Source organism: Pseudothauera rhizosphaerae (assembly GCF_004801305.1).
Classification (GTDB): Bacteria; Pseudomonadota; Gammaproteobacteria; order Burkholderiales; family Rhodocyclaceae; genus Pseudothauera; species Pseudothauera rhizosphaerae.
The window spans coordinates 92,599-115,479 of record NZ_SSOD01000016.1 but is presented as its reverse complement, the minus strand read 5'-3'; the positions used below and the strand labels follow the sequence as shown (position 1 = coordinate 115,479).

The 22,881-nt window shown below is 69.6% G+C and carries 15 protein-coding genes; 6 read left to right on the top strand and 9 right to left on the bottom strand.

The annotated features are described in order from the left end of the window. Nucleotides 1-206: 206 nt before the first annotated feature. The 3 genes from E6O51_RS17450 to E6O51_RS17440 are packed head-to-tail and all read right to left on the bottom strand — an operon-like array spanning nt 207 to nt 2,648. Entirely contained in the window at nt 207-977 is a 771-nt protein-coding gene (locus tag E6O51_RS17450) for a response regulator transcription factor (RefSeq protein WP_136386292.1), read from the bottom strand. A gap of 7 nt (nt 978-984) precedes the next feature. Next, entirely contained in the window at nt 985-1,728 is a 744-nt protein-coding gene (locus E6O51_RS17445) for an NYN domain-containing protein (RefSeq protein ID WP_136386291.1), read from the bottom strand. Beyond that, nucleotides 1,725-2,648, bottom strand: coding sequence for a histone deacetylase family protein (locus E6O51_RS17440; RefSeq protein WP_136386290.1), 924 nt, complete (start codon nt 2,646-2,648; stop codon nt 1,725-1,727). The genes E6O51_RS17445 and E6O51_RS17440 overlap by 4 nt, the downstream gene beginning before the upstream one ends. A 401-nt stretch (nt 2,649-3,049) precedes the next feature. On the opposite strand from E6O51_RS17440, the gene prsT reads away from it, so the two are divergent. After that, nucleotides 3,050-5,842, top strand: coding sequence for an XrtA/PEP-CTERM system TPR-repeat protein PrsT (gene prsT, locus E6O51_RS17435; RefSeq protein WP_136386289.1), 2,793 nt, complete (start codon nt 3,050-3,052; stop codon nt 5,840-5,842). A gap of 133 nt (nt 5,843-5,975) precedes the next feature. Next, nucleotides 5,976-6,824 carry an exosortase-dependent surface protein XDP1 gene (gene xdp1, locus E6O51_RS17430; protein WP_168735315.1) on the top strand — a complete coding sequence of 283 codons (849 nt, stop codon included), beginning with the start codon at nt 5,976-5,978 and terminating at the stop codon, nt 6,822-6,824. Nucleotides 6,825-6,915: 91 nt separating this feature from the next. Here xdp1 and E6O51_RS17425 read toward each other — a convergent pair whose 3' ends face one another. The 4 genes from E6O51_RS17425 to E6O51_RS17410 form a co-directional block, all read right to left on the bottom strand. Next, entirely contained in the window at nt 6,916-7,881 is a 966-nt protein-coding gene (locus tag E6O51_RS17425) for an arsenic resistance protein (RefSeq protein ID WP_136386287.1), read from the bottom strand. Nucleotides 7,882-7,903: 22 nt separating this feature from the next. Then, nucleotides 7,904-8,872: a transglutaminase family protein gene (locus E6O51_RS17420; RefSeq protein WP_230976829.1), complete on the bottom strand. Its 969-nt coding sequence runs from the start codon at nt 8,870-8,872 to the stop codon at nt 7,904-7,906. Then, nucleotides 8,869-11,349: a circularly permuted type 2 ATP-grasp protein gene (locus E6O51_RS17415; protein WP_136386286.1), complete on the bottom strand. Its 2,481-nt coding sequence runs from the start codon at nt 11,347-11,349 to the stop codon at nt 8,869-8,871. The genes E6O51_RS17420 and E6O51_RS17415 overlap by 4 nt, the downstream gene beginning before the upstream one ends. Before the next feature lie 85 nt (nt 11,350-11,434). After that, entirely contained in the window at nt 11,435-14,806 is a 3,372-nt protein-coding gene (locus tag E6O51_RS17410) for a transglutaminase family protein (protein ID WP_136386285.1), read from the bottom strand. A 229-nt stretch (nt 14,807-15,035) separates the two neighbouring features. Here E6O51_RS17410 and E6O51_RS17405 point away from each other — a divergent pair, with 229 nt between their 5' ends. After that, nucleotides 15,036-16,223 (top strand): M20 aminoacylase family protein, encoded by a 1,188-nt coding sequence (locus E6O51_RS17405; RefSeq protein WP_136386284.1) that lies wholly within the window; start codon nt 15,036-15,038, stop codon nt 16,221-16,223. A 52-nt stretch (nt 16,224-16,275) separates the two neighbouring features. Here the strand turns inward: E6O51_RS17405 and E6O51_RS17400 are convergent, their stop codons facing one another. Further along, nucleotides 16,276-16,743 carry an REP-associated tyrosine transposase gene (locus E6O51_RS17400; protein ID WP_136386283.1) on the bottom strand — a complete coding sequence of 156 codons (468 nt, stop codon included), beginning with the start codon at nt 16,741-16,743 and terminating at the stop codon, nt 16,276-16,278. 223 nt (nt 16,744-16,966) lie between these two features. On the opposite strand from E6O51_RS17400, the gene E6O51_RS17395 reads away from it, so the two are divergent. The 3 genes from E6O51_RS17395 (at nt 16,967) to E6O51_RS17385 (ending at nt 21,537) form a co-directional block, all read left to right on the top strand. After that, nucleotides 16,967-19,459: an ABC transporter permease gene (locus E6O51_RS17395; RefSeq protein ID WP_136386282.1), complete on the top strand. Its 2,493-nt coding sequence runs from the start codon at nt 16,967-16,969 to the stop codon at nt 19,457-19,459. Between the two features lie 68 nt (nt 19,460-19,527). Beyond that, nucleotides 19,528-20,934, top strand: coding sequence for a phage tail sheath family protein (locus E6O51_RS17390; RefSeq protein ID WP_211091450.1), 1,407 nt, complete (start codon nt 19,528-19,530; stop codon nt 20,932-20,934). 84 nt (nt 20,935-21,018) lie between these two features. Further along, nucleotides 21,019-21,537, top strand: coding sequence for a contractile injection system tape measure protein (locus E6O51_RS17385; RefSeq protein WP_136386280.1), 519 nt, complete (start codon nt 21,019-21,021; stop codon nt 21,535-21,537). 52 nt (nt 21,538-21,589) lie between these two features. Here the strand turns inward: E6O51_RS17385 and E6O51_RS17380 are convergent, their stop codons facing one another. After that, nucleotides 21,590-22,867 carry an EAL domain-containing protein gene (locus E6O51_RS17380; RefSeq protein WP_230976831.1) on the bottom strand — a complete coding sequence of 426 codons (1,278 nt, stop codon included), beginning with the start codon at nt 22,865-22,867 and terminating at the stop codon, nt 21,590-21,592. Nucleotides 22,868-22,881: the final 14 nt, after the last annotated feature.

Below are 22,881 nucleotides of genomic sequence, written 5' to 3'. Positions count from 1 at the left end.
CGGGCTTGAACCAGAGGCAGGCGGGTGGCAGCTTGGGCTCCCACACGTGCTTTGCGCACCCCGGCCTGGCAGCTTGCCACCCGCCGCTCTCACCCACGATCCTACGGGGTATCGCAGACACAAGCGGGCTTGCCCGCGATGCGGCGGTTCCGGGGGCGGATGACTGCTGCATCGCGGCCAAGGCCGCTCCCATGGTGGAGGAGGAGTTACCGCCCCAGCCAGAGGGCCGTCAGGCCGTTGCGGCCCTGGACGTTGAACTTGCGGTAGATGCGGGTGGCGTAGGTGTGCACGGTGGCGGTGGTCAGGCCCAGGGCCGTGCCGATGCCGGTTTCGGTGTCGCCGCCGAGCAGGTGTTCGAGCACCCGGCGCTCGGTGGGGGCGAGCGGCTTGGTGGTGATGCGCAGGCCGTAGTGCAGGGCCAGGCGGCGGTGGAACCACTTGAGGGAGCGCCCCGCGTGATCCAGGCTTTTCTTGTCGGCCTGGCTGAAGAAGGGCTGCTGCGGGCCGATGCGCTGCAGGCCGAACCAGCATTCGATGTCCTCGCCCAGGGGCATGGCCATGTAGAGGGTGTCGCGGAGGCCGTAGGGGACGAAGTACACGCGGTGGAAGTCGGACTCGTACCACTCCGGCTCCACCAGTTCGTGGTGCAGGTTGGTGCGGTAGCGGCCGGCGCCGCGCATGTTGGCGACGATGCTGGGGTCTATCCTGCCTTGCTCGATGAGGCGGCAATGGGCCTGGAAGTTGGTTTCCAGCGCCTCCCGCGGATGCAGATAGCGGATCACGGCGGGCCGCCAGCCGTCGAGGATGTCGGCGCCGTGGGAGAGGCGCACCGTACCCATCCAGTAGGCCTGCTGGGCGCCGGCCAGACGGGCGAGGGTGGCGAGGGCGTACTCCAGCGCGGCCGAGCTCTGCGCCGGACCGAATTCGGCCAGGCCGTCCCAGAAGTCGTGGGTGGATGAGTTGTCGGTAGCGGGCATGGGGGAGTCAGTCGCTGTTCTTGCGTGTGCTGCGCTTGTCGCGCAGGAACAGGTGGCTGCCGCGGCGCTCGGATTCGAACAGGCCGGTGGCTTCGATCAGGTCGCCCAGCTTCTTGTAGCCGTAGTTGCGCGGGTCGAAGGAGGCCTGGTTGGAGATGTGGGAACCGAGCGCGGACAGGCTGGCCCAGCCGTCGTCTTCCAGGCAGGCTTCCACGGCGTTGCGCAGCAGGGTCACGAGGCGGGTGTCGCCCTTGAGTTCCTTGGCGCTCTTCTTCTGCACGCCGGCGGCGGCCGCGCCTTCCTCGGTGCGCGCGGGCTCGCCCAGGGTTTCCAGGTAGAGGAAGCGCGAGCAGGCGTTGACGAAGGGCATGGGCGTCTTCTTTTCGCCGAAGCCGTACACCTTGAGCCCGTTGGCGCGGATGCGCATGACCAGCGGGGTGAAGTCGGAATCCGACGAGGCGATGCCGAAACCGTCCAGCTTCTGCGTGTAGAGCAGGTCCATGGCGTCGATGATCATGGCGCTGTCGGTGGCGTTCTTGCCCTTGGTGTAGGCGAACTGCTGGATGGGCTGGATGGCGTATTCGTGCAGCACTTCCTCCCAGCTCTTGAGTCCGCTGCTCTTCCAGTTGCCGTAGGCGCGGCGCACGTTGGTGACGCCGTACTTGGCGAGTTCGTCGAGGATGACCTCGATCTTGGCCGCCGGGCAGTTGTCGGCGTCGATCAGCAGGGCGATGCGGGCTTCGTCGGTCATGCGGGGGCGTCCTGTTCCGTGGGGTGCCACAGGCGTGCGGCAGTTTCGATGGTGGCGGCGTGGATGGCCACGGTGTCGTCGATGTGGCGAGCATAGCCGCCGGCCATGGCGATGGCTACCGGCACGGCGGCCGCGCGGCAGGCGGCGAGCACGCGGCGGTCGCGTTCGGCGAGCCCCGCGCGGGTCAGCGCCAGGCGGCCGAGGCGGTCGCCTGCGAAGGGGGCGGCACCGGCGAGGTAGATGGCGAGGTCCGGGCGGAAGCCGCCGAACACCGCCTCCAGCCCGCGTTCCAGCGCGGCGAGGTAGTCCGCGTCCGCGGTGCCGTCCGGGAGTTCGATGTCCAGGTCGCTGGCGGCCTTGCGGAAGGGGAAGTTCTTCGCCCCGTGCAGGCTCAGGGTGAAGGTGGCCGGGTTGCCGGCGAGGATGGTGGCGGTGCCGTCGCCCTGGTGCACGTCGCAGTCGATGACCGCCACGCGCGTGGCGCGGCCTTCGGCCAGCATGGCCAGCGCGGCGACGGCGGCGTCGTTGAACACGCAGAAGCCGGAGCCGGAATCCCGGTGGGCGTGGTGGGTGCCGCCGGCCATGTTGGCCGCGCACCCGTCTTCCAGCGCGGCGCGGCAGGCGGCCAGCGTGGCACCGGCGGAGCGGCGGGAGCGTTCCACCATCGCCGCTGACCACGGAAAGCCGATGCGCCGCATTTCCGCCGCGTCCAGCGTGCCGCTGACGATACGCTGCAGGTAGCCCGCATCGTGGGCGCGCAGCAGGGCAGCATCGTCGGCCGCTGCGGGCACGCGGAAGTCTTCGGCGGCGAACAGCCCCCCGGCCTGCAGGCGGGCGTGCAGGCGGGCGTACTTCTCCATCGGGAAGCGATGCCCCGGCGGCAGCGGCAACACGAAGTGGTCGGCGTAAAAGAGCTTCAAGGACGGGGGCACGAAAGGCAATACGGTTCAGTCAGGTGGACGGAATGGTTTTTTCTCCCCTCTCCCCTCGCGGGAGAGGGGTTGGGGGAGAGGGGGAAAGCCGCAGCCGGAATGGCACGCCGCCGCCCCTGCGGGGCGCCCCTCTCCCCAGCCCTCCCCCGCAAGGGGAGAGGGAGCACAGCGACACCCGCAGCGCGGTTAACTTATCCGAACAGTATTGGGGCGCGAAAGGGGCTTGGGGGAATTGCCGTTCTGGTGCCCATGCGGGCGGGTTGTCAAGCCCGTTCCCGCCGTTGCGGCGACCGGAGAACAATGTCGTCGGAGAGCGAAGCATTTAACGGCCCGCGGGCGGCTGACTCCCTATACTCGTTCCACCCATCCTCCAGTATCCGTTCCGCTCGATGAAGCGTGCACCGTTCCGGCCGCTGCCGGTCCTCCTGTTGTGCCTCGCCGCGCTGGCGGCGCCGGCGCATGCCGACGCGGCCAGGGCCAGCCGCTACTACGAGGACGGCCTGGCGCGTTTTTCCGCGCAGGATCTGCCCGGCGCCATCATCCAGCTCCAGAACGCGCTGCAGCAGGACCGGGACATGCTCGCCGCCCACCTGCTGCTGGCACGCGCCTATCTCGCCGGCGGCGATCTCGGTCCGGCCGAGGTCGAATTCCGCGAAGCCCTGCGGCTGGGCGTCAACCGCGCCGAGGTGGCGGTGCCGCTCGCCCGCATCTACCTGCTGCAGGGCAAACCCGCGCGCGTGATCGACACCATCCCCGCCGAAGGGCTGGCGCCGGAGGTGCGGCTCGACGTGCTCGCGCTGCGCGGCAGCGCCTACGTGGCGCTGGGCAAGCCGGCCGAGGCCGCGCGCAGCTTCGCCGACGCGCGTGCCGTCGACCCGGCCTCGCCGGTGCCGCTGGTGGCCGAGGTGCCGCTGCTGCTCGCCACCGGCAAGCTGGACGTGGCGCGCGAGCGTGCCGAGCGCGCGGTGCAGCTCGCGCCCGATGATGCCGGTGCCTGGAACGCGCGGGCTTCGGTCTTCCACGCCCGCGGCGATCTCGCCGGCGCCCTGCGGGATTACGAGCGCGCCCTCGCGCTGCGCGCCGACTTCGTCGATGCGGGCGTCGCCCGGGCCGGCATCCTGGTCGACCTGGGCCGCGACGAGGAGGCTCGGGCCATGCTCGACGGCATGGCCGCCCTTGCACCGGTCGAGCCCCGCATCGCCTACCTGCGCGCACTGCTCGCCAGCCGCCGCGGTGACGCCCGGGCCGCCGCCGAACATCTGCAGGAAGTCGCCCGCCTGGTGGACGTCCTGCCGGCGGAATGGATCGCGGGGCAGGAACAGTTGCTGATGGCCGGTGCGCTGGCCCACCACGCCGGGCGCCAGTACGGGAACGCGCGCAAGTATCTCGAGGTGCTGGTGTCGCGCTATCCGCGCAACCTCGGTGCCAAGAAGCTGCTGGCCGCGGTCCATCTGGATGGCGACGACCCCCTGCGCGCGGTGGACGTGCTCGAAGGCGTGCTGCGGCTCGCGCCCGACGATGCGCAGGCCCTGCATCTGCTCGGCCGCGCCTGGCTCGCCCAGAAGCGTTACGCCAAGGCGACCGAATTGCTGGAACGGGCCGCGGCCCTCGGCGGCGATCCGCGCGTGGAGGCCACGCTGGGTTTCAGCAAGCTCGGCGAGGGCGACACCGCGGCCGCGGCGCAGCGCCTGCAGGCGGCCTTCGACAAGGCACCGGGCGACCTCGGCCTCGCCATGGCGCTGGCCAATCTCCATGCCCGCCAGGGCAATGCCGCGGAAGCGCTCGCCGTGGCCGGGCGCGCCGAGCGCGCGCTGCCCGGCAACCCGGCGGCGCTCAACCTCGTGGGTGTCATCAAGGCGGCAGCCGGAGACCTTCCGGGCGCGCGCGCGGCCTACCGCGAGGCGCTGCAGCGCGCGCCGGGGTTTGCGCCGGCGCGGCTCAACCTCGCCCGCGTGGACGTGGCCGAAGGCAGGTTTGCCGAGGCCCGCCAGGTCTATGCCGAGCTGCTGAAGCGCGACCGGCGCGACGCCACCGCGATGTACGAATCCGCCCTGCTGGAGCGGGCTGCCGGCAATGCGGCCGAGGCCATGCGCTGGGTCGAGAAGGCTGCCGCGGAACGGCCGGATGACGCGCGCATCGGGCTGGCGCTGATCGACGCGCGCACGGCGGCGGGCGACACCACCGGCGCACTGGAGGCCGCGCGGGCGCTGGCGGTGCGCAAACAGGGCGATCTCACCGTGCTGGCGGCGCTGGCACGCGCCCAGATGGCCGTCGGCGACAACAAGGCCGCCCAGCAGACCTTGCGCGACATGGTCCGCTTCGCCGAATTCGACGCGGTGGCGCTGGTGCGGATCGGCTACCTGCAACTGGCCGCGGCCGCCCCAAGCGCGGCCGCCTACAGCGCGCAGAAGGCGCTGCAGGGCCGGCCGGGCGATGCGGACGCGCTGGTGCTGGCGGCCGAGGCGGCGATTGCCGAGCGTGATTACGCGCAAGCGGCCGAGCATGCGCGCAGCCTGCGCAGCACGCATCCGAAGCGCGTGGACGGCTTCCGGCTCGCGGGCGATCTTGCCATGACGGCGGGGCGCTACGCGGAGGCCGAGGAGGCCTACCGTGCCGCCCTCGGCCTGCGGGTCTCCGCCGACCTGACGCTGCGCCGGGCGCGCGCGCTGCTGGCCCACGGCGAGCGTGCCCAAGCCCTGGCCGCGCTGCAGGACTGGCTCAAGCCCCAGCCCGGCGATGCCGCCGTGCGCCAGGCGCTGGCCGAACTGCACATGCGCGGCGGCGACTGGCGGGAGGCGGCGCGGGAATACGAAACCCTGCTGGGAGGCGGTGCCACCGGCGGTGGGGCGTGGGCCTACAACAACTACGCGCTGGTCCTGCTCGAACTCGGCGATGCCCGGGCGCTGGACATGGCGGCCAGAGCGCACGCGCTGGCCCCGATGGACGCGAAGGTGATCGACACCTACGGCTGGGTTCTGGCCCGCCACGGCCGCAGCGAGGAGGGCCTGCGCTATCTGCGCGAAGCGCGCGTGCGCCAGCCCGACGACCGCGACATCCGCTACCACCTGGCCAAGGTGCTGCACGATGCCGGCCGCAGTGCCGAGGCACGCGCAGAACTGGGCGGCACGCTGGATGCCGCGGTGCTCGAAGGGCCGCCGCTGCTGAACGTGGGCGCGCGCTGAAAGTGTCGCCTTTTCTTACATTTTTTGGGTTGTCCTGCGAGCGGCCAAAGATTCTGTTTCAAAAACAGCCCGTTGCAGGAGTGGCGCGAATCTTGCAGCATGTAGCGCAAACCTATTTGTCCGGGAGATGAGCATGTCCCCTCGTCCTTCATTCGCGCTGATCGGCGCCGCACTGCTGATGTCCGTGTCGGCCGGTGCCGGCGCGAGCCAGTCGTGGTCCTTCGACCTGCTCGATCCGACAGGATCGTCCAGCGGCACCCAACTCACCTACACCCAGGGCGGGGCCACCCTGACGGCCAGGGGATATTCCAGCACCGGCTATCCCGACAACGACAACAGCAACGCCAACAGGATCGAAACCGCCTACCTGAATGCGGGGCCGGGATACCCGGGCGTGGGCATCACCAACAACGATGCGTACGGGACGTGGCCGGGTGACACCAATGAGAATGGTGGCATTTGGGATATCCGGGAACTCGCCATCGACAACAACGAACGTTTCGATTCGATCCTGCTCGACTTCTCGGCGCTCAACGGCTCTCAGGGCGTGAAGCTCGATACGCTGAACGTGCTGGGCTACACCGATTCGGATTTCTTCGTGCTGGCCTATACGGGCGGCGGCACCCCGAGCCTCGTCGACCAGCAATACGGCAGCCTCGCGGGCTGGACCCTGGTCGGCAACTATTCCAACCTCGCCAACAATTCGTCCGCGTCGGTGGATCTGAATACCAGCATCTATTCCAGCTTCTGGCTGATCGGTGCGGGCGGTTTCGAGGCGGGCACCGGCGTGACGTCCGGGGACAAGAACGGCAACGGCTCGTGGAAGGCTTTCAAGGACAGCAACTACGACTACATCAAGCTCGCCAACGTCACCGTCACGAAGAAGGATGGCGGCAATTCGGTTCCCGAACCGGGTTCCCTGGCGCTGGCCGGCCTCGCCTTCGCCGGCATGCTGGGGCTGCGCCGCCGCAAGGAGGCCTGATCGTCCGGGATCGCCCGCAGGAAGTTGAAAGGGTCGGCGCCTTCGGGCGCCGATTCCGTTTGTGGCTTCCGGGGCGCACCGGCGCCGCGGTTCAGCGCGCCGAGGGAAACAGGCGCGTGGGCACCAGCCACAGGCAGGCGGTCATGCCGAAGAGTTCGATCAGGGACTGCCACACGATGACGACGACGGCGGCTTCCCAGCCCGCCGGCAGGGCCAGGGCGATGGGCAGCACGACGAAGGAGTTGCGCGTGCCGAGGCTGAAGGCGAGCGTGCGGGCGCTGTGTACCGGTAGGCGCAGCAGGTGGGCGAGGGCGCGGGCGAGGAACAGCGCGGCGGCCAGATAGGCCACGAACACCGGCAGCACCGTGGCGAGCCAGGTACCCGCGGTGCGTACGGTGCTGGCCTGAGCGGCGGCGATCAGGAACAGCGTCAGCGCGAGCAGCGGCACCGGCCACCAGGCCAGGCGCTCGCGCCACACGGCGCGCGCCGGTGCGGCTTCGATCCAGCGCTCGCTGAGCGCGGCGGCGGTGAGCGGCAGGCCGATCAGCGCGGCGGCGACCGGCAGCAGGTCGCGCAGGCGGAAGGCGGCGTCGGCGCTGCCGGCCGGGATCAGCCACCATAGGTAGAGCGGCAGCAGCAGGACCTGGGCGAGCAGGTTGAGCGGCGTGACCGCGATCGCGCGTGCGCCGTCGCCCTGCCCGAGCTGGGTGAAGGTGACGAACCAGTCCGTACACGGCGCCAGCAGCACCAGCGCGACGCCGAGCCGCAGCGCCGGGTCGGGCGGCAGGGCGTGCAGCAGGCCCCACACCAGCAGCGGCACGGCGACGAAGTTGCCGAGCGCGATGGCGAGCACGAAGCGGCGGTCGCGCAGGGCATCGCGCACGTGCAGCAGCGGCACCTGCACGAAGGTGGCGTACAGCAGCAGGGCGAGCACCGGCCACAGTGCGGCCTCGAACGGGGCGGAGAGGGCCGGCGCGGCGCTGCCGATGGCGAGGCCCGCGCAGATGGCGGCCAGGTAGATCCAGACCTGCCGGCGTTCGAGTGTCAGCCGGTCCATTGCGCGCCGGGGCGGATGCCGCTCAGCCGCAGGCCGGCGCGAGGCCGGGCAGTTCAGCGGCGCCGTAGAGCGTGGCGAACTCCTCTTCCGGCACCACGGTGACGGCGATTTCCGGCTCGTGCTCGCCGCCGCCGAGGATCACGCCGCGCAGCGGCGAGACGTCGGCGAAGTCGTGCCCCCAGCCCAGGGTGATGTGTTCCAGGTCCGGCATCAGTGCGTTGGTAGGGTCGAAATCCACCCAGCCGTGGCCGGGGCAGTACACCGCCACCCAGGCGTGGGTGGCGTCCGCGCCGACCAGGCGCGGCTTGCCGGGCGGCGGACGGGTGAGCAGGTAGCCGCTCACGTAGCGCGCCGGCAGGCCCAGGGAGCGCAGGCAGGAGAGCATGAAGTGGGCGAAGTCCTGGCACACGCCGCGGCGGCTCTCGAACACTTCCGTGACCGGCGTGGAGACGTCGGTGGCTTCCGGGTCGAAGGTGAATTCGTCGAAGATGCGCTGCATCAGGTGATGCACGCCGACCAGCAGCGGGGCCTCGGGCGGGAAGTCGGGGGCGGCGTATTCGGCGAACTCGCGCTTGACGCGCACGTGGCGCGATTCGAAGAGATAGGCGCAGGCTTCCAGCCGTTCGGCGTCGAGCGTGTGGCCGGCGCGGTATTCCAGCGCGTCGCGCACGCTCTCCCAGGCGGGCGAGTCGGCCAGCGCGGGCAGGTCGCGCGGGGCGAGTTCCACCCAGCTTTCGGCGCGGATGAAGAGGGCTTCGTGGTCCTGTTCGAAGTGCAGGGTTTCGACGGTGTTGCCCAGCCCGTCCACGAAGCGCTGGCGGCGGGCGGGCTCCGGGTCGATGTCCAGGCGGTGGGCGCAAGTGTGCTGCCAGGGCAGTTCGCGGGGCGTGAGCCGCAGCAACTGGCGGGATTCGCCCACCGGCTGGTCGTAGCGGTAGCGGGTGTCGTGGCGCACGTGATAGCGCACCGGAATCCTCGGGATTGCGCTCACGCGACCCTCCTCAGGTGCATCGGGCGCACGGTGTGGATGAAGAAACGGCGGTGCACCTCTTCCGACAGGCTGGCGGCGGCCTCTTCCGCTTCGGCGAGCAGGGTGCGCAGCGTGCCCACCGCCAGTTCGCAGTCGTCGGCCTCGAAGCGGGTGAGGTCGAAATCCGCCAGGCGGCGGGCGAGGGGGTCGATCATCAGCGAAGGGTAGGGGTGGCCCAGTTCCCGGGCGGTGCGCTGCAGGTAGCGCTGCAGCGCCTCCGCCTGGAAGCCGACGGAGTGGGGGTTGGTGGCGTCGAACACCAGCAGGTGTACCAGCGGCAGCAGTTCCGGCACGCGGCGGTAGCGGGCGCGGTAGGTGACGATGGAGTTGGCCGCTTCCAGCAGCCATTCGAACATGCGCTCCCGCCCGCGCACCTCGGGTTCCAGCGGCACCGACACCAGCGCCGACAGCCCGGCCAGGCGTTCGATGCGGCGGCCGAGGATGAGGAAACGCCAGCCTTCGTCGCGGGTCATGTCGTCCATGGCGAAGCCGGCCAGCGAGATGCAGGAGAGCATCACCTGGTCGATGGCGGACAGGGCCTGGTCGACGGTGCCGACGGGGCGCGAGAGCAGTTGTTCCAGGTGGTTGAGGGCGTGCCAGTTGTCCGAGGACAGGCGTTCCTTCACGTGGCCGGCGGAGTAGGCCAGTGCGCGCAGGTTGGCGGCCACGGAACCGGATTGCTCCACGTCGGTGAGGGCGGCGAGCAGTTCCTCTTCCAGCGTCTGCATCTCGTCCGCGTCCTCCTCTTCGGGCAGCACGCCGGAGCGGCGCGCGGCGGCGAGCAGGCCCGACAGGCGCAGTTCGGTTTCCGGATCGGAGTTGGACACGCGCACCAGCGCGGCACGCAGCAGACGGGCGCTGGCTTCGCAGCGTTCGGCGTAACGCCCCATCCAGAACAGGTTTTCGCCCACGCGGGAGGGGATGTCCGAACCGCCGCACACCAGGTCGATGACGCCCAGGCGGCGCTTGAGCAGGGTGGTGCGCACCACCGGGGCGTCGGCGCGCACCCAGGTGTCTTTGGACAGGCCGCCGCGCTGCATGGAGATGACTTCCATGCCGGCGCGGGGTGCCACGCGGCCCAGGGCGCCGGGCATGACGGTGTAGCCGTCCGGGGTGGCGGCGGCGAACACCCGGATGCCCACCGAGCGCGGCATCAGCCGGTGGTTCCACATCGGTGCCTGGGACAGGCGCACCCACTCCTGGCCGACGTAGGCATGGGGCTGGGCGACGATGCGCTCGATCATGCGGCGGCGCGATTCGCCTTTCAGTTCATGGCCGAACACGGCGTTCATGCGCATGGACGGGAAGGCCGGCTTGATGACCAGTTCGTCCAGGTGCTCCAGCACGTATTCGAGCGCCGGTTCCTCGCCGCACCACCAGGTGGCCACCGAAGGCATCTTCAGCGGCTCGTTCAGCAGGCGTTCGCAGATGGGCGGCAGGAAGCCGAGCAGGGCGGCGGATTCCAGCACGCCGCTGCCGAGCTGGTTGGCCATCAGCACGCGCCCCGCGCGGATGGCGCCCAGCAGGCCGGGGATGCCCAGCGCGGAGTCGGCGCGCAGTTCCAGCGGGTCGCAGAAATCGTCGTCCAGCCGGCGCAGGATGGCATGCACGCGGCGCAGGCCGCGCAGGGTCTTGAGGTAGACGGTGTCGTCGCGCACCGTGAGGTCCTGCCCTTCCACCAGCGGGAAGCCGAGGTAGCGGGCGAGGAAGGCGTGCTCGAAGTAGGTTTCGTTGTAGGGGCCCGGCGTGAGCAGCACGTTGAGCGGCGCCTCGCCGTCCGTGGGTGCCAGACGGGCCAGGCTGTCCTGGATGGAGCGGAAGAAGCCGGCCAGCGTATGCACCTGCAGTTCGCGGAAAGCGTCGGGGAAGGTGCGGGAGACGATGAGGCGGTTCTGCAGCGCGTAGCCGGCGCCCGAGGGACCCTGGGTGCGGTCGGCGATGGCCCACCACTTGCCGTCCGGGGCGCGGGCCAGATCCGCCGCGTAGCTGTGCAGCCAGATGCCGCCCGGCGGCTGCACGCCCTGGCAGGGCCACTTGTAGCCGTGCTGGCCGAACACCAGCGCGGGCGGCAGCAGGCCTTCGGCGAGCAGCGTGCGCGGGCCGTAGAGGTCGGCCAGGATGGCGTTGAGCAGGCGCCCGCGCTGGGCCACGGCGGCACTCAGCGTTTCCCATTCGTCGGCGCCGACGATGAGGGGCAGCATGTCCAGTTCCCACGGGCGCTTGGTGCCCTTGGGGTCCGTGTAGACGTTGTAGGTGACGCCGTCCGCCTCGATGGCGCCGCGCACGAAGTCGGCGCGGCCGGCGAGGACACCGTCGGAAAAGCGGGCGAGCCGGTCGGCGAAGGCCTGCCAGTGGGCTCGGGGCTCGCCGGCAGCCGCCAGCATTTCGTCGTAGCGGTCGGCGGCGAACGGGTAGGTTTCGATGAGGCCGGCGGGCATGGCGGCGGGCGGTGCGCTTCTTTCTTGTTTGCAGGTGGATGTCTGGCGGCCGGAAACTGCACCGCCCCGCGAGGCGGGGCGGAGTTCAACCCAGGCGCAAGTCTAGCGTGAACGGGAATTCCAGGTTGATGCGGGCTTCCCCTGCCTGCAACGTGCCCGGTGTGTGGCCCATGCGGAAGAAGCGCGCCATGCGGCGGCTCTCGGCCTCGAAGGCGTTGACCGGGAAGGTGTCGTAATTGCGCCCGCCCGGGTGCGCCACGTGGTATTGGCAGCCACCCAGGCTGCGCTCGTTCCAGGTGTCCACGATGTCGAACACCAGCGGGCCGTGCACGCCTATGGTGGGATGCAGGCAGGACGGCGGCTGCCAGGCGCGGTAGCGCACGCCGGCGACGAACTCGCCCACGGTGCCGGTGGGCACCAGCGGCACCGTGTGGCCGTTGCAGGTCACGCGGTAGCGCGCCGGAGGCGCGCCGGACAGCTTGACCTGCAGGCGTTCGACCGAGGAATCCACGTAGCGCACCGTGGTGCCGACGGCGCCTTCCTCGCCCATCACGTGCCAGGGTTCGAGCGCACTGCGCAGTTCCAGCGTCATGCCCTTGACGGCGAAATCGCCGTACTTGGGGAAGCGGAACTCCTGGTGGGGAGCGAACCAGTCGGCCTGGACGGGGTAGCCGTCGGCCTGCAGGTCTTGCACCACGTCGGTGAAGTCCTGCCAGACGAAGTGGGGCAGCAGGTAGCGGTCGTGCAGCTCGGTGCCCCAGCGCACCAGTTGCGGCGGGTCGCAGGGGTCCTTCCAGAAGCGGGCGACCAGCGCGCGCAGCAGCAGTTGCTGGGTGAGGCTCATGCGCGCGTGGGGCGGCATCTCGAAGGCGCGCATCTCCAGCAGGCCCAGGCGGCCGGTGGGGCCGTCGGGGGAATACAGCTTGTCGATGCAGAACTCGGCGCGGTGGGTGTTGCCGCTGACGTCGATGAGGAGGTTGCGCAGCAGGCGGTCCACCATCCACGGCGGGCAGCCGTTGGGGCCCTGGGCGCAGATGCGGTTCATCTCGCGGAAGGCCAGTTCGATCTCGTATACCGAATCGTTGCGCGCCTCGTCGATGCGCGGCGCCTGGGAGGTGGGGCCGATGAAGAGGCCGGAGAACAGGTAGGACAACGAGGGGTGGTTGTGCCAGTAGGCGACGAGGCTCCTCAGCAGGTCGGGCCGGCGCAGAAAGGGCGAGTCGGACGGGGTGGGGCCGCCGAGCACGAAGTGATTGCCGCCGCCGGTGCCGGTGTGGCGGCCGTCGAGCATGAATTTCTCGGTGGTCAGGCGGGAGTAGTGGGCGGCTTCGTAGAGATGGGTGGTCTGGTCCACTAGCTGGTCCCAGTTCTCGGCGGGGTGGATGTTGACCTCGACCACGCCGGGGTCGGGGGTGATGCGGAAGTGGGGCAGGCGCGGGTCGCGCGGCGGTTCGTAGCCTTCCAGCAGCACCGGGCGGTCGAGCGCGGCGGCGGTGGCCTCGATGGCGGCGACCAGTTCCAGATAGTCCTCCAGGTGGGCGAGCGGCGGCATGAAGACGTACAGCGTGCCCTCGCGCGCCTCGGTACACAGCGCCGTGCGGGTGACCCAGGCGGCCGACTCGTGCGGGGCCGGGGCGCGGACGGCGGATTCCGCGGCGCGCGCGGCCGCCGCAGCGGCGCCTCGCCCGCGGCCGGGGGCGCCGCGCACGTCGTGGAAACCGTGCGGGCCGACCTCGCCGGGGCCGTACTGGCGGCGCAGCGCGGTGTGCGGAGGCAGCGCCGGGAAATGGTCGAAGGGGTCCGGCTGGTGGATCCACGGGTAGTCGCCTTCGGCCACCCACGGTTGCGAATCCAGCGGCAGGCGGTAGCCCATCGCCGAGTCGCCGGGCACCAGGTAGCAGCGTTCGCTGCGCAGGAACCACGGCCCGGTCTGCCACTGGCCGCTGGCCGGGTCGCGGGTGACGGGCAGCACGTGGCCGGTGACGCGGTCCAGCCCGCGGCTGAACACGCGGGCGAGGCGGGCGCGTTCCAGCGGATCGTCCAGGCGCGAGTCGAGGGGATCGACGTTGGCCGGCAGGCGGCGTTCGCGCCACAGGTAGTAGAAGGCGTCCTCGAAGGCCGGGAAGGCGTATTTCGGGTCCAGGCCGAGGTGTTCGGCCAGCGCGCGCAGGAAGCGTCCGGCGTCGTGTTCGTCGGCGTCGCCGCCGGCATGCTCGTCGGCGATCAGCAGCGGGTCGTCCCAGATCGGCTCGCCGTCCTTGCGCCAGAAGCAGTTGAGCGACCAGCGCGGCAACTGCTCGCCCGGATACCACTTGCCCTGGCCGAAGTGCACCAGCCCCTTGGGGGCGTACTTCTGCCGCATGCGGTGGAAGAGTTCCACCGACAGGCGCTTCTTGTCCGGGCCCAGCGCGGTGGTGTTCCATTCGGCGCCGTCCGGGTCGTCCACCGAAACGAAGGTGGGCTCGCCGCCCTGGGTCAGGCGCACGTCGCCGGCGGTGAGTTCGGCGTCGATGGCGTGGCCCAGCGCTTCGATCTCGTGCCACTGCTCCTCGGTGTAGGGCTTGGTGACGCGGGGCGCTTCCCAGATGCGGGTGACCTTCATCTGGTGCTCGAACGCCACCTCGCATTCGTCCAGCACGCCGGTCACCGGCGCGGCCGAGCCGGGTTCCGGCGTGCACGACAGCGGGATGTGGCCTTCGCCGGCGAAGAGGCCCGAGGTCGGGTCCAGGCCGATCCAGCCCGCGCCGGGGAGGTAGACCTCGGCCCAGGCGTGCAGGTCGGTGAAGTCGGCCTCCGGCCCGGAGGGGCCGTCCAGCGACTTGACGTCCGGGGTGAGCTGGATCAGGTAGCCGGACACGAAGCGCGCCGCCAGCCCCAGGTGGCGCAGCAACTGCACCAGCAGCCAGGCCGAATCGCGGCACGAGCCGGACTGCAGTTCCAGCGTCTCCTCCGGCGTCTGCACGCCCGGTTCGAGGCGGATCAGGTAGCCGATGTGCTCGTACAGCTCCCGGTTTACGTCCACCAGGAAGTTCACGCTCTGCTTCTTCTCGCGCGGGACGGCGTCGAGATAGGCCTTGAACTTGGGCGTGAGCGGCAGTTTCCTGAAGTAGGGCGCGAGTTCATCCCGCTGCCAGTCCTCGTACTGGAAGGGGAAGTGCTCGGCGTAGGGTTCGAGGAAGAAGTCGAAGGGGTTGATGACCGCCATCTCGGCCACCAGGTCCACTTCGATGTCGAAATGGGTGGTCTTTTCCGGGAACACCAGGCGGGCGAGGTAGTTGGACTGGGGGTCCTGCTGCCAGTTGATGAAGTGCTCGGCCGGCTGCACCTTCAGCGAATAGGACAGGATGCGCGTGCGGCTGTGGGGCGCCGGGCGCAGCCGCACGATCTGCGGGCCGAGGTTGATCGGGCGGTCGTAGCGGTAACGGGTGAGGTGATGCAGGGCCACGTGGATGGACATCTGGGCTTCCTCGACGCAAAAGGTTGTCCGGCACTCAGCAATTCCCGCGCCATGCCGCAGCCGGTGCACTGGCGGCGGTTTCCGGGGCACCTGCCCATGCCCGCTGGATGGGATGCACCGCGCGCGTGCATGCCGGATGGCCGCGTGCCCCATTCCGGCATGTCCGCACGGAGTCTGCCATGGTGTAATAGACCACTCCAGCAGAGTACCGTTAAGACAGAGTGACGCCATGAGCACCCTTTCACTACCCGGCGCCAGCCTCGCCCGGCTGACGGAGATCCGCCGCGACATCCATGCCCACCCGGAACTGGCCTTCGCCGAGCATCGCACCGCGGAACTGGTGGCCCGCCACCTGGAAAGCCTGGGCATCGAGGTCCATCGCGGCATCGGCGGCACCGGCGTGGTCGGCGTGGTGCGCGGCGCGGTACGTGGCAGCGGGGGCCTGCGCGCCATCGGCCTGCGCGCGGACATGGACGCGCTGCCCATCGCCGAGCGCAACGAGTTCGCCCACAAGTCGCGTCACGCCGGCTGCATGCACGCCTGCGGGCACGACGGCCACACCACCATGCTGCTCGGCGCCGCCGAGACCCTGGCCGCCGCGCGCGATTTCGACGGCACCGTATACCTGGTTTTCCAGCCCGCCGAGGAAGGCGAGGGCGGCGCCCGCGCGATGATCGAGGACGGCCTGTTCGACCGCTTCCCGATGGAGGCCGTGTTCGGCATGCACAACTGGCCGGGCCTGCCGATCGGCCATTTCGCCGTGCACGCCGGCCCGGTGATGGCGAGCGCCGACCGCTTCGACATCGAGATTCTCGGCCACGGCGCCCACGCCGCCATGCCGCACCTGGGCCGCGACCCGGTGGCCGCGGGCGCGGCGCTGGTGCAGGCGGTGCAGACCATCGTCGCGCGCACGCTGGACCCCATCGACGCCGCCGTGGTCTCGGTGACCCAGTTCCACGCCGGCGAGGCCTACAACGTCATCCCCGACCGCGCCCAGCTCGCCGGCACCGTGCGCGCCTTCTCCGAGGACGTGCAGGACCACGTGGAGCGCCACCTCGCCCGCCTGTGCGAAGGCATCGCCGCCGGTTTCGGCCTGCGCGTGGCCTTCGACTACCGCCGCGGCTATCCGCCCACCGTCAACAGCGTGCCCGAAGCCGCGCTGTGCGCCGAAGTGGCGCGCGCGGTGGCGGGGGACGAGGCCGTCACCACCACCGCCCGCCCCAGCATGGGCGCGGAAGACTTCGCCTTCTTCCTGCAGAAGAAACCGGGCTGCTACGTGTGGGTCGGCAACGGCCCGGGCGAGGGCGGCTGCACGCTGCACAACCCCACCTACGACTTCAACGACGCAGTGATTCCGGCGGGTGTGGCCTACTGGGCGGAACTCGTGCACCGCATCCTGGGTCCGGTGAAGACCTGAATCCGGGGCGGTTCCGGGCTCAATTGACGCCCCATCGCGGCCAAGGCCGCTCCTACAGCCAGACGGCATTCCAGTGGGGATAGTCCCGTACGGACCTGACCAGCCCGGACCGTACCGGATTGGCAACGACGTACCGCGCCACCTGCGCCACATCCTCCTCGCGCCGCAGGGCGTGATCGTGGAAGCCTGTTTGCCAGAGCGGGCTTTCCGCTGTGTTTCGCGCGGCATTGACGCGGCGGGCACTGGTGGACTTGAAACGCCGCAGCAGGGCGGAAAGGTCGGCGGTTCCAAGGTCGAGCAGCCAGTGCAGATGGTCCGGCATGAGCACGAAAGCCAGCGTTTCGCACGCCTCCAGAGCGTCGCAGGCGGCCAACTCCCGGATCGCCAGCCGCGCCAGGGTGAAGTCGCGGAAAACGGGTTGCCGTTCGCGAGTGACGGTGCTCACCAGGTAGATGCGGCCGGTTTCCGAGAAACGACCACGTCGCAAGCGCGCGGCCTGGGGGCGATGGGGTGCGTTCATGGTGCGACTATGGATTTCATTCTGAATCCATGTCAAATGGCTTCTTGTGGGAGCGGCCTTGGCCGCGATACGGCGGTTCCGGGTGCAAAGGACGCCGTTATCGCGGGCAAGCCCGCTCCCACGCCATTGCACGGCCGTCCAGAGACGGCGATGATGTGCCGGCCCAGGAACCAATCATTTCGCCCACGGCTCTGACGGGCGTCCGTTTTCTCCCGCCTTTCCCATGATCGCTTCCCTCCGCCTCGCCTTCCGTATGATGCTGCGCGACCTGCGCGCCGGCGAACTGCACCTGCTCGGCCTAGCCATCCTGATCGCGGTAGCGAGCCTCACCAGCGTTGGTTTCCTGGCCGATCGGGTCGGCCGCGGGCTGGACCGGGAGGCCAACCAGCTCTTGGGCGGCGACCTGTTGCTGCGCGCGGACCAGCCGTGGCCGGCGCAATTCGTGGACGAGGCCCGTATGCGCGGGCTGGCGTCCACCGGCACGGTGCTGTTCACCAGCATGGCGAGTACCGAGGAGCGCGCCGTGCTGGCCGGCGTGAAGGCGGTGGAGGAGGGCTACCCGCTGCGCGGCGCGGTGCGCATCGCGCCCGGCCCCAACCAGCCCGATGCCGACTCCGGCCGGGTGCCCGCATCCGGCGAGGTGTGGCTGGACGAGCGGCTGCTCGCCGAACTGGGCGTGCAGGTGGGTGACCGGGTCGGCTTCGGCCTGGTGGAGTTCCGCGTCGGCGGCATGGTGAGCTTCGAGTCCGACCGGGGCGCCAACTTCTTCAGCCTGCTGCCGCGCGCCATCTTCAATGCCGCGGACCTGCCGGCCACGGGCCTGCTGGTGGAAGGCAGCCGCGCCACCTGGCGCCTGCATCTAGCGGGCAGCCCGGAGGCGGTGGCCGGCTACGAGCGCTGGGCGAAGCAGAACCTGGGCCGCGGCCAGGCGGTGGAAAGCATCGAGAATGCCCGCCCGGAGGTGCGCACCGCGCTGGACCAGGCCCAGCGCTTCCTTCGCCTGGCGGCCCTGCTGGCGGTGGTGCTGGCCGCGGTGGCGGTGGGGCTGTCCTCGCGCCGCTTCCTGCAGCGCCACCTGGACGGCTGCGCGGTGATGCGCTGCCTGGGGGCGGGGCAGGGGCAGGTGCTGCGGCTCTTCATCGGCGAGTTCCTGCTCTTCGGCCTCGCCGCCGCGCTGGCCGGCGCGGCGCTGGGCTGGGCCACCCAGTTCGCGCTCGCCGGCGTGCTGGCCGAAGTCGTGGCCACCAGCCTGCCGGCCCCCTCGCTGCTGCCCCTGGCCCATGGGATCGCGGTGGGTCTGGTGCTGCTGGTGGGTTTCGCGCTGCCCCAGTTGCTGCGCCTGGGCGCGGTGCCCACGCTGCGCGTGCTGCGCCGCGAGCTGGGCGGGGTGGAGCCGGTCACCGGCGCGGCGTGGGCGGCCGGCGCCGTGGCGCTGCTGGCCATCATCTTCTGGATCGCCGCCGAGCTGCGCCTCGGGCTGCTGGTGGCGGGCGGCTTCGGCGTGGCGCTGGGCGTGTTCGCCCTGGCCGCGCGTCTGGTGCTGGGGGCGGCCGCGCGCCTGCGTGCCGGCGGTCCGGCCGGCGGCTGGCGCTACGGGCTGGCGGCGCTGGGGCGGCGCATGGGCGGCAGCGTGATCCAGGCCACCGCGCTGGGGCTGGGGCTCACCGCGCTGCTGCTGCTCACGCTGATCCGCGCCGACCTGCTCGAAACCTGGCGGGGCAGCGCGCCGCCGGATGCGCCCAACCGCTTCGTCATCAACATCCAGCCCGGGCAGCAGGCCGGCATCGAGGCCCTGTTCCGCGACGCCGGCCTGCCCGTGCCCGAACTGCTGCCCATGATCCGCGGGCGCATGAGCACGATCAACGGCGCGCCCGTGGACCCGAACAATTTCGAGGACCGCCGCACCCGCCGGCTCGCCGAGCGGGAATTCAACCTCTCCTACGGCGCCCGCCTGCCGTCCGGCAACCGCATTTCCGCCGGCGCCTGGCACGGGGAAGCGGATACGCCCCAGTTCTCGGTGGAGGAGGGCCTGGCGCGCACCTTCTCGCTGAAAGTGGGCGACCGCGTGGCCTTCGAGGTCGCCGGGCAGACGCTGGAGGCGCCCATCACCAGCGTGCGGCGGCTGGAGTGGGATTCCATGCGGGTGAATTTCTTCTTCATCGCCTCATCAGGCGTCCTCGCCGGCCATCCGGCCAGCATGATCACCAGCTTCCACCTGCCACCGGAACGACACGACTTCACCGCACATTTGGTGCGGGAGTTCCCCAACCTGTCGGTGATCGACATCACCGCGATGCTGGCCCAGGTGCAGGCCATGATGGACAAGCTGATCGTGGTGGTGCAGTTCGTCTTCGGCTTCTCCCTCGCCGCCGGCCTGGTGGTGCTGTTTGCCGCGCTGCAGGCCACCCACGACGAGCGCGAATACGAACTGGCCATGCTGCGCACCCTGGGCGCGCGCAACCGCCAGGTGCGCCATGCGCTGTTCGCGGAGTTCCTCGTGCTCGGCGCCGTGGCGGGCGTGCTGGCGGGCATCGGCGCGAGTGCCATCGGCTGGGCGCTGGCCGATCAGGTATTCCGTATGGAATACTTGCCCGGCGTGCTGCCGGTGCTGGGCGGGGCGGCGGCCGGCGCGCTCGGCGTGCTGGCCGGCGGCTGGCTGGGCGTGCGCGGCCTGCTGGCGCGGCCGCCGCTGGCCAGCCTGCGGGCATTGGGGTAGGGCGTGAAATCGCTCCGATCGATACGGGAATTTCCATGACTCAGTCTGGCGCTTACTTGGCTCCTGGTGTGTATGTCGACGAAAAGAACGATTTCCCGGGCATCGTTGCCGAAGTGGCCACGGCGGTTCCGGTATTCATCGGGTACACACAGAAGGCCGAGCACGAAGGAAAGTCGCTGCTGAACCGTCCGCATCGGATCGACGGTCCGGATGAATACCGGAAATACTTCGGTGGCGCACCAACGCCCAAGTTCGAAATCCGGCGGAAGGAGGCGGGTTCGTCCCAGGAAGCCGTCTTTTCCCTTCAGGGGCAGGGCTACTGCCTGCATCGGCAATCGGGACGCTATTTTTTGGACTACAGCATGCGCCTGTTCTTCGCCAATGGCGGTGGCCCATGCTACGTGGTATCGGTCGGCAGCTATCAGGAGAGCATCACGCTGGAACGGCTCGCGGGAGGACTCGAACCGTTGCGCCAGGAGCGGGAGCCGACGCTGGTGGCCGTTCCCGATGCCATGCTTCTGGAGTCCGGCGCGGAATGCGCGGCCTTGCAGCGGGCCATCCTGGAGCATTGCGGACGGCATGCGCGCAACCGCTTCGCGATTCTCGACATCTACGAGGGACCTGAAGGCGGCGATGATCCGGACAGGAAGGCCATCCGGGCTTTCCGGGATGCCATCGGCACCGCCTGCCTCGGCCACGCTGCGGCCTATTACCCCTGGCTGAAAACCACCGTCGTCGGATCGCAGGATGTCGGTCCGGAAAACATCGGCAACGCAGACCTGCTGCAAGCCTTGATCGAAGAGGAACTCGGCATTCCCAGGGCGCGAATCGACGAAAACGTAATGCGCCAAAGCAAGGTTTTCCGACTGTCGATGGAGGACATCAGGAAACGCCTGAACCTGCTTCCGCCCAGCGGTGCCATGGCGGGCATCTACGCGCTCGTCGACCGGACCAAGGGAGTCTGGAAAGCGCCCGCCAACGTTCAGGTCAACGCGGTGAATGCTCCTGCCGTCATGGTTTCCGACAGCGAACAGGAGAACATGAACGTGAGCCCGGATGGCAAATCGGTCAATGCCATCCAATCCTTCCCCGGAGAAGGCGTCCTGGTCTGGGGCGCACGCACGCTGGACAGCAACAGCGCCGACTGGCGTTACATCAACGTCCGGCGCACGGCGAGCATGCTGGAGGAATCGATGCGGCTCGCCTGCGGGTCCTACGCCTTTGAGCCTCACACCGCCGATACCTGGGGCATGATCAGATCCGCGCTCTCCAACTTCCTGCTCGGTATCTGGCAAAGAGGAGGGCTCGCCGGAGCCGTTCCCGACGATGCGTTCTCGGTACGTATCGGTCTTGGCCAGACCATGACGCCCGAAGATGTCCAGGCTGGCACCCTGCGGGTCTCCGTTCTGGTCGCCCTGGCGCGGCCAGGCAAGTTCATCGAGATTGCTTTTCAGCAACAGATGCAGAAGTCATGATGGCGGCCGCTTTGGATGTGCCGGTCTGCCGCTGCGGGGTGCTTCCCGTGATTTTCAGGTAGTCGGCCGGACGGAGGCGGAAACATGTTCAAAAGGAATGAGTGGCCAATCGATAATGCAGGCCAGGTATTGGCGCAGTCTTTTCTGCCGCGCATGTTCTCCGTGCTCGGTCTCCTCATCGGGAGTAGATTTGCGGACTCCGTGGCTGCGGAGCGTGCGGTGTACTTGCTGCAGTTCATGGTGTATGGAGAAAGCAGGGAACGGGATTCTGGCTTGGCGCTCAGCAAGGTGCTCTGCGGAATCGATGCCAACGGGAAATTGAGCCCCCATATCGAGCTCACCGAGCATGAGCGCGATACCGTCAAGCAGATGCTCCACGGCATGCTCATGCACTGGCCGTCAATGGATTCGACCTCCCCGGAGACATTCCGCGAGGTCTTCCTGCTGCGCGAGGGATTGCTGTCGCAGGAAGAGGACGGCTGGCACCTGCGGGTGCAGGCGCGGTCGTATGATCTGCTGCTGGACAGGCTGTCCTGGAGCGTCGGCCCGATTCACTACCCATGGATGGATAAACCGCTGCGCGTCGCATGGCGCAACGCCTGATTCGGTTTCGACCCGTCTCCGGCGCCGTCCAGCGAGGCCGGCAACGGCAGGGTCAGGCCCAGCTCACATCCCCGCACAGCACACGTCTGTGCCCGCCGACCTGAACGCAGATCGACACGGTGACGCACAGCACCGCACTGGAAATGCACAGATAGGGGCGGGTGACGCAGACCCGGCCGGGGGTTTCCATGGCGCGGCGGAAATAGGGCCGGCGCGACCAGCGCGAGCGCGCCGAGTCCACCGCGGGGGTGACCCCCGTGGCCAGGCGCTCGCCGTGGGCAGGGATGTTGCGGCTGATCTGGAAGCCCTGTTCGTCCAGCATGTAGCAGCGCAGGGCATTGGGCAGGGTCAGGAACAGCTTCAGCGCCTCGTCCATGCTGCGCCGGTCGGAGAGCAGCGCGGCGGCGTGGCCGATGGCATTCACGTAGTCGCCGATGTGTTCGCGGTAGCGCCGATGGTCGTCGGCCTGGACGGTGTCGTAATCGGCCCACACCGCGTCGATGGCGGCTACCGAGGGCGCCGGCTCGGGAGCCTCGCCCGTGGGGTGGCCGAAGAAGAAACCCTGGGCGAAATCGACGTCGGCGGCCATGGCGATGCGCGCCTGCCCGGCGGTCTCGATGCCTTCCAGCAGCACCAGGGAACCGGCCTCATGCAGCAGTTCGACGATTTGCGGCAGCAAGCGGCGTGCCGCCTCGTCGTCCGCCGCGCGCGTGGCGAAGTCGCGGTCGAGCTTGACGATCTCCGGCTTCAGCCGCCATACGCGGTCGAAGTTCGAGTGCCCCGCGCCGAAGTCGTCCAGCGCGATGCGGCAGCCCATATCCTTTAAGTAGCGCACGCTGGATTCGAAGGCCGAATCGTCGGTCAGCACGTCCTCGGTGATCTCGATCACGAGGCGTTCGGGCGGCAGGCCGAAGGCGGCGGTGGTGTCGCGCATGAAGTCCGCGCAACCGGTCGCCTCCAGGCTGGCGAAAGCCAGCGGGTGCATGTTCAGGAAGAGGTAGCCGGGCGTGCCCCAGGTGGCGGCCTGACCGATGTGCAGGTAGCGGCAACTGCGGTCCAGGCTGATCAACTCGGCGGCGTTGTCGGCCTCTTGCAGCAGCGTGAGCGGCCCGATCCTGTTGCCCGCCGCGTCTATGGCGCGCACCAGCCCCTCATGTCCGACCACGCTGCGATGGCTGAAGCTGACGATGGGCTGCAGGTGGCTGCCGAGGCGGTAGTCGGCCCAGTCCACGGTCAGGCGGCCTTCGAGGCGGCGCGTCAGCGGCTGCAGCGCGGCGAAGTCGACCACGGTGTCGTGCTGCCGGCGGGGAACTGCCCTCAGGGCGTGCATCGTGTTCACGACGG

Excerpts from the sequence above, each read along its gene's own strand:
- E6O51_RS17450 (WP_136386292.1), bottom strand. The coding sequence starts at position 977 with ATGCCCGCTACCGACAACTCATCCACCCACGACTTCTGGGACGGCCTG.
- E6O51_RS17445 (WP_136386291.1), bottom strand. The coding sequence starts at position 1,728 with ATGACCGACGAAGCCCGCATCGCCCTGCTGATCGACGCCGACAACTGC.
- prsT (WP_136386289.1), top strand. The coding sequence starts at position 3,050 with ATGAAGCGTGCACCGTTCCGGCCGCTGCCGGTCCTCCTGTTGTGCCTC.
- xdp1 (WP_168735315.1), top strand. The coding sequence starts at position 5,976 with ATGTCCCCTCGTCCTTCATTCGCGCTGATCGGCGCCGCACTGCTGATG.
- E6O51_RS17425 (WP_136386287.1), bottom strand. The coding sequence starts at position 7,881 with ATGGACCGGCTGACACTCGAACGCCGGCAGGTCTGGATCTACCTGGCC.
- E6O51_RS17415 (WP_136386286.1), bottom strand. The coding sequence starts at position 11,349 with ATGCCCGCCGGCCTCATCGAAACCTACCCGTTCGCCGCCGACCGCTAC.
- E6O51_RS17410 (WP_136386285.1), bottom strand. The coding sequence starts at position 14,806 with ATGTCCATCCACGTGGCCCTGCATCACCTCACCCGTTACCGCTACGAC.
- E6O51_RS17405 (WP_136386284.1), top strand. The coding sequence starts at position 15,036 with ATGAGCACCCTTTCACTACCCGGCGCCAGCCTCGCCCGGCTGACGGAG.
- E6O51_RS17400 (WP_136386283.1), bottom strand. The coding sequence starts at position 16,743 with ATGAACGCACCCCATCGCCCCCAGGCCGCGCGCTTGCGACGTGGTCGT.
- E6O51_RS17395 (WP_136386282.1), top strand. The coding sequence starts at position 16,967 with ATGATCGCTTCCCTCCGCCTCGCCTTCCGTATGATGCTGCGCGACCTG.
- E6O51_RS17385 (WP_136386280.1), top strand. The coding sequence starts at position 21,019 with ATGTTCAAAAGGAATGAGTGGCCAATCGATAATGCAGGCCAGGTATTG.
- E6O51_RS17380 (WP_230976831.1), bottom strand. The coding sequence starts at position 22,867 with ATGCACGCCCTGAGGGCAGTTCCCCGCCGGCAGCACGACACCGTGGTC.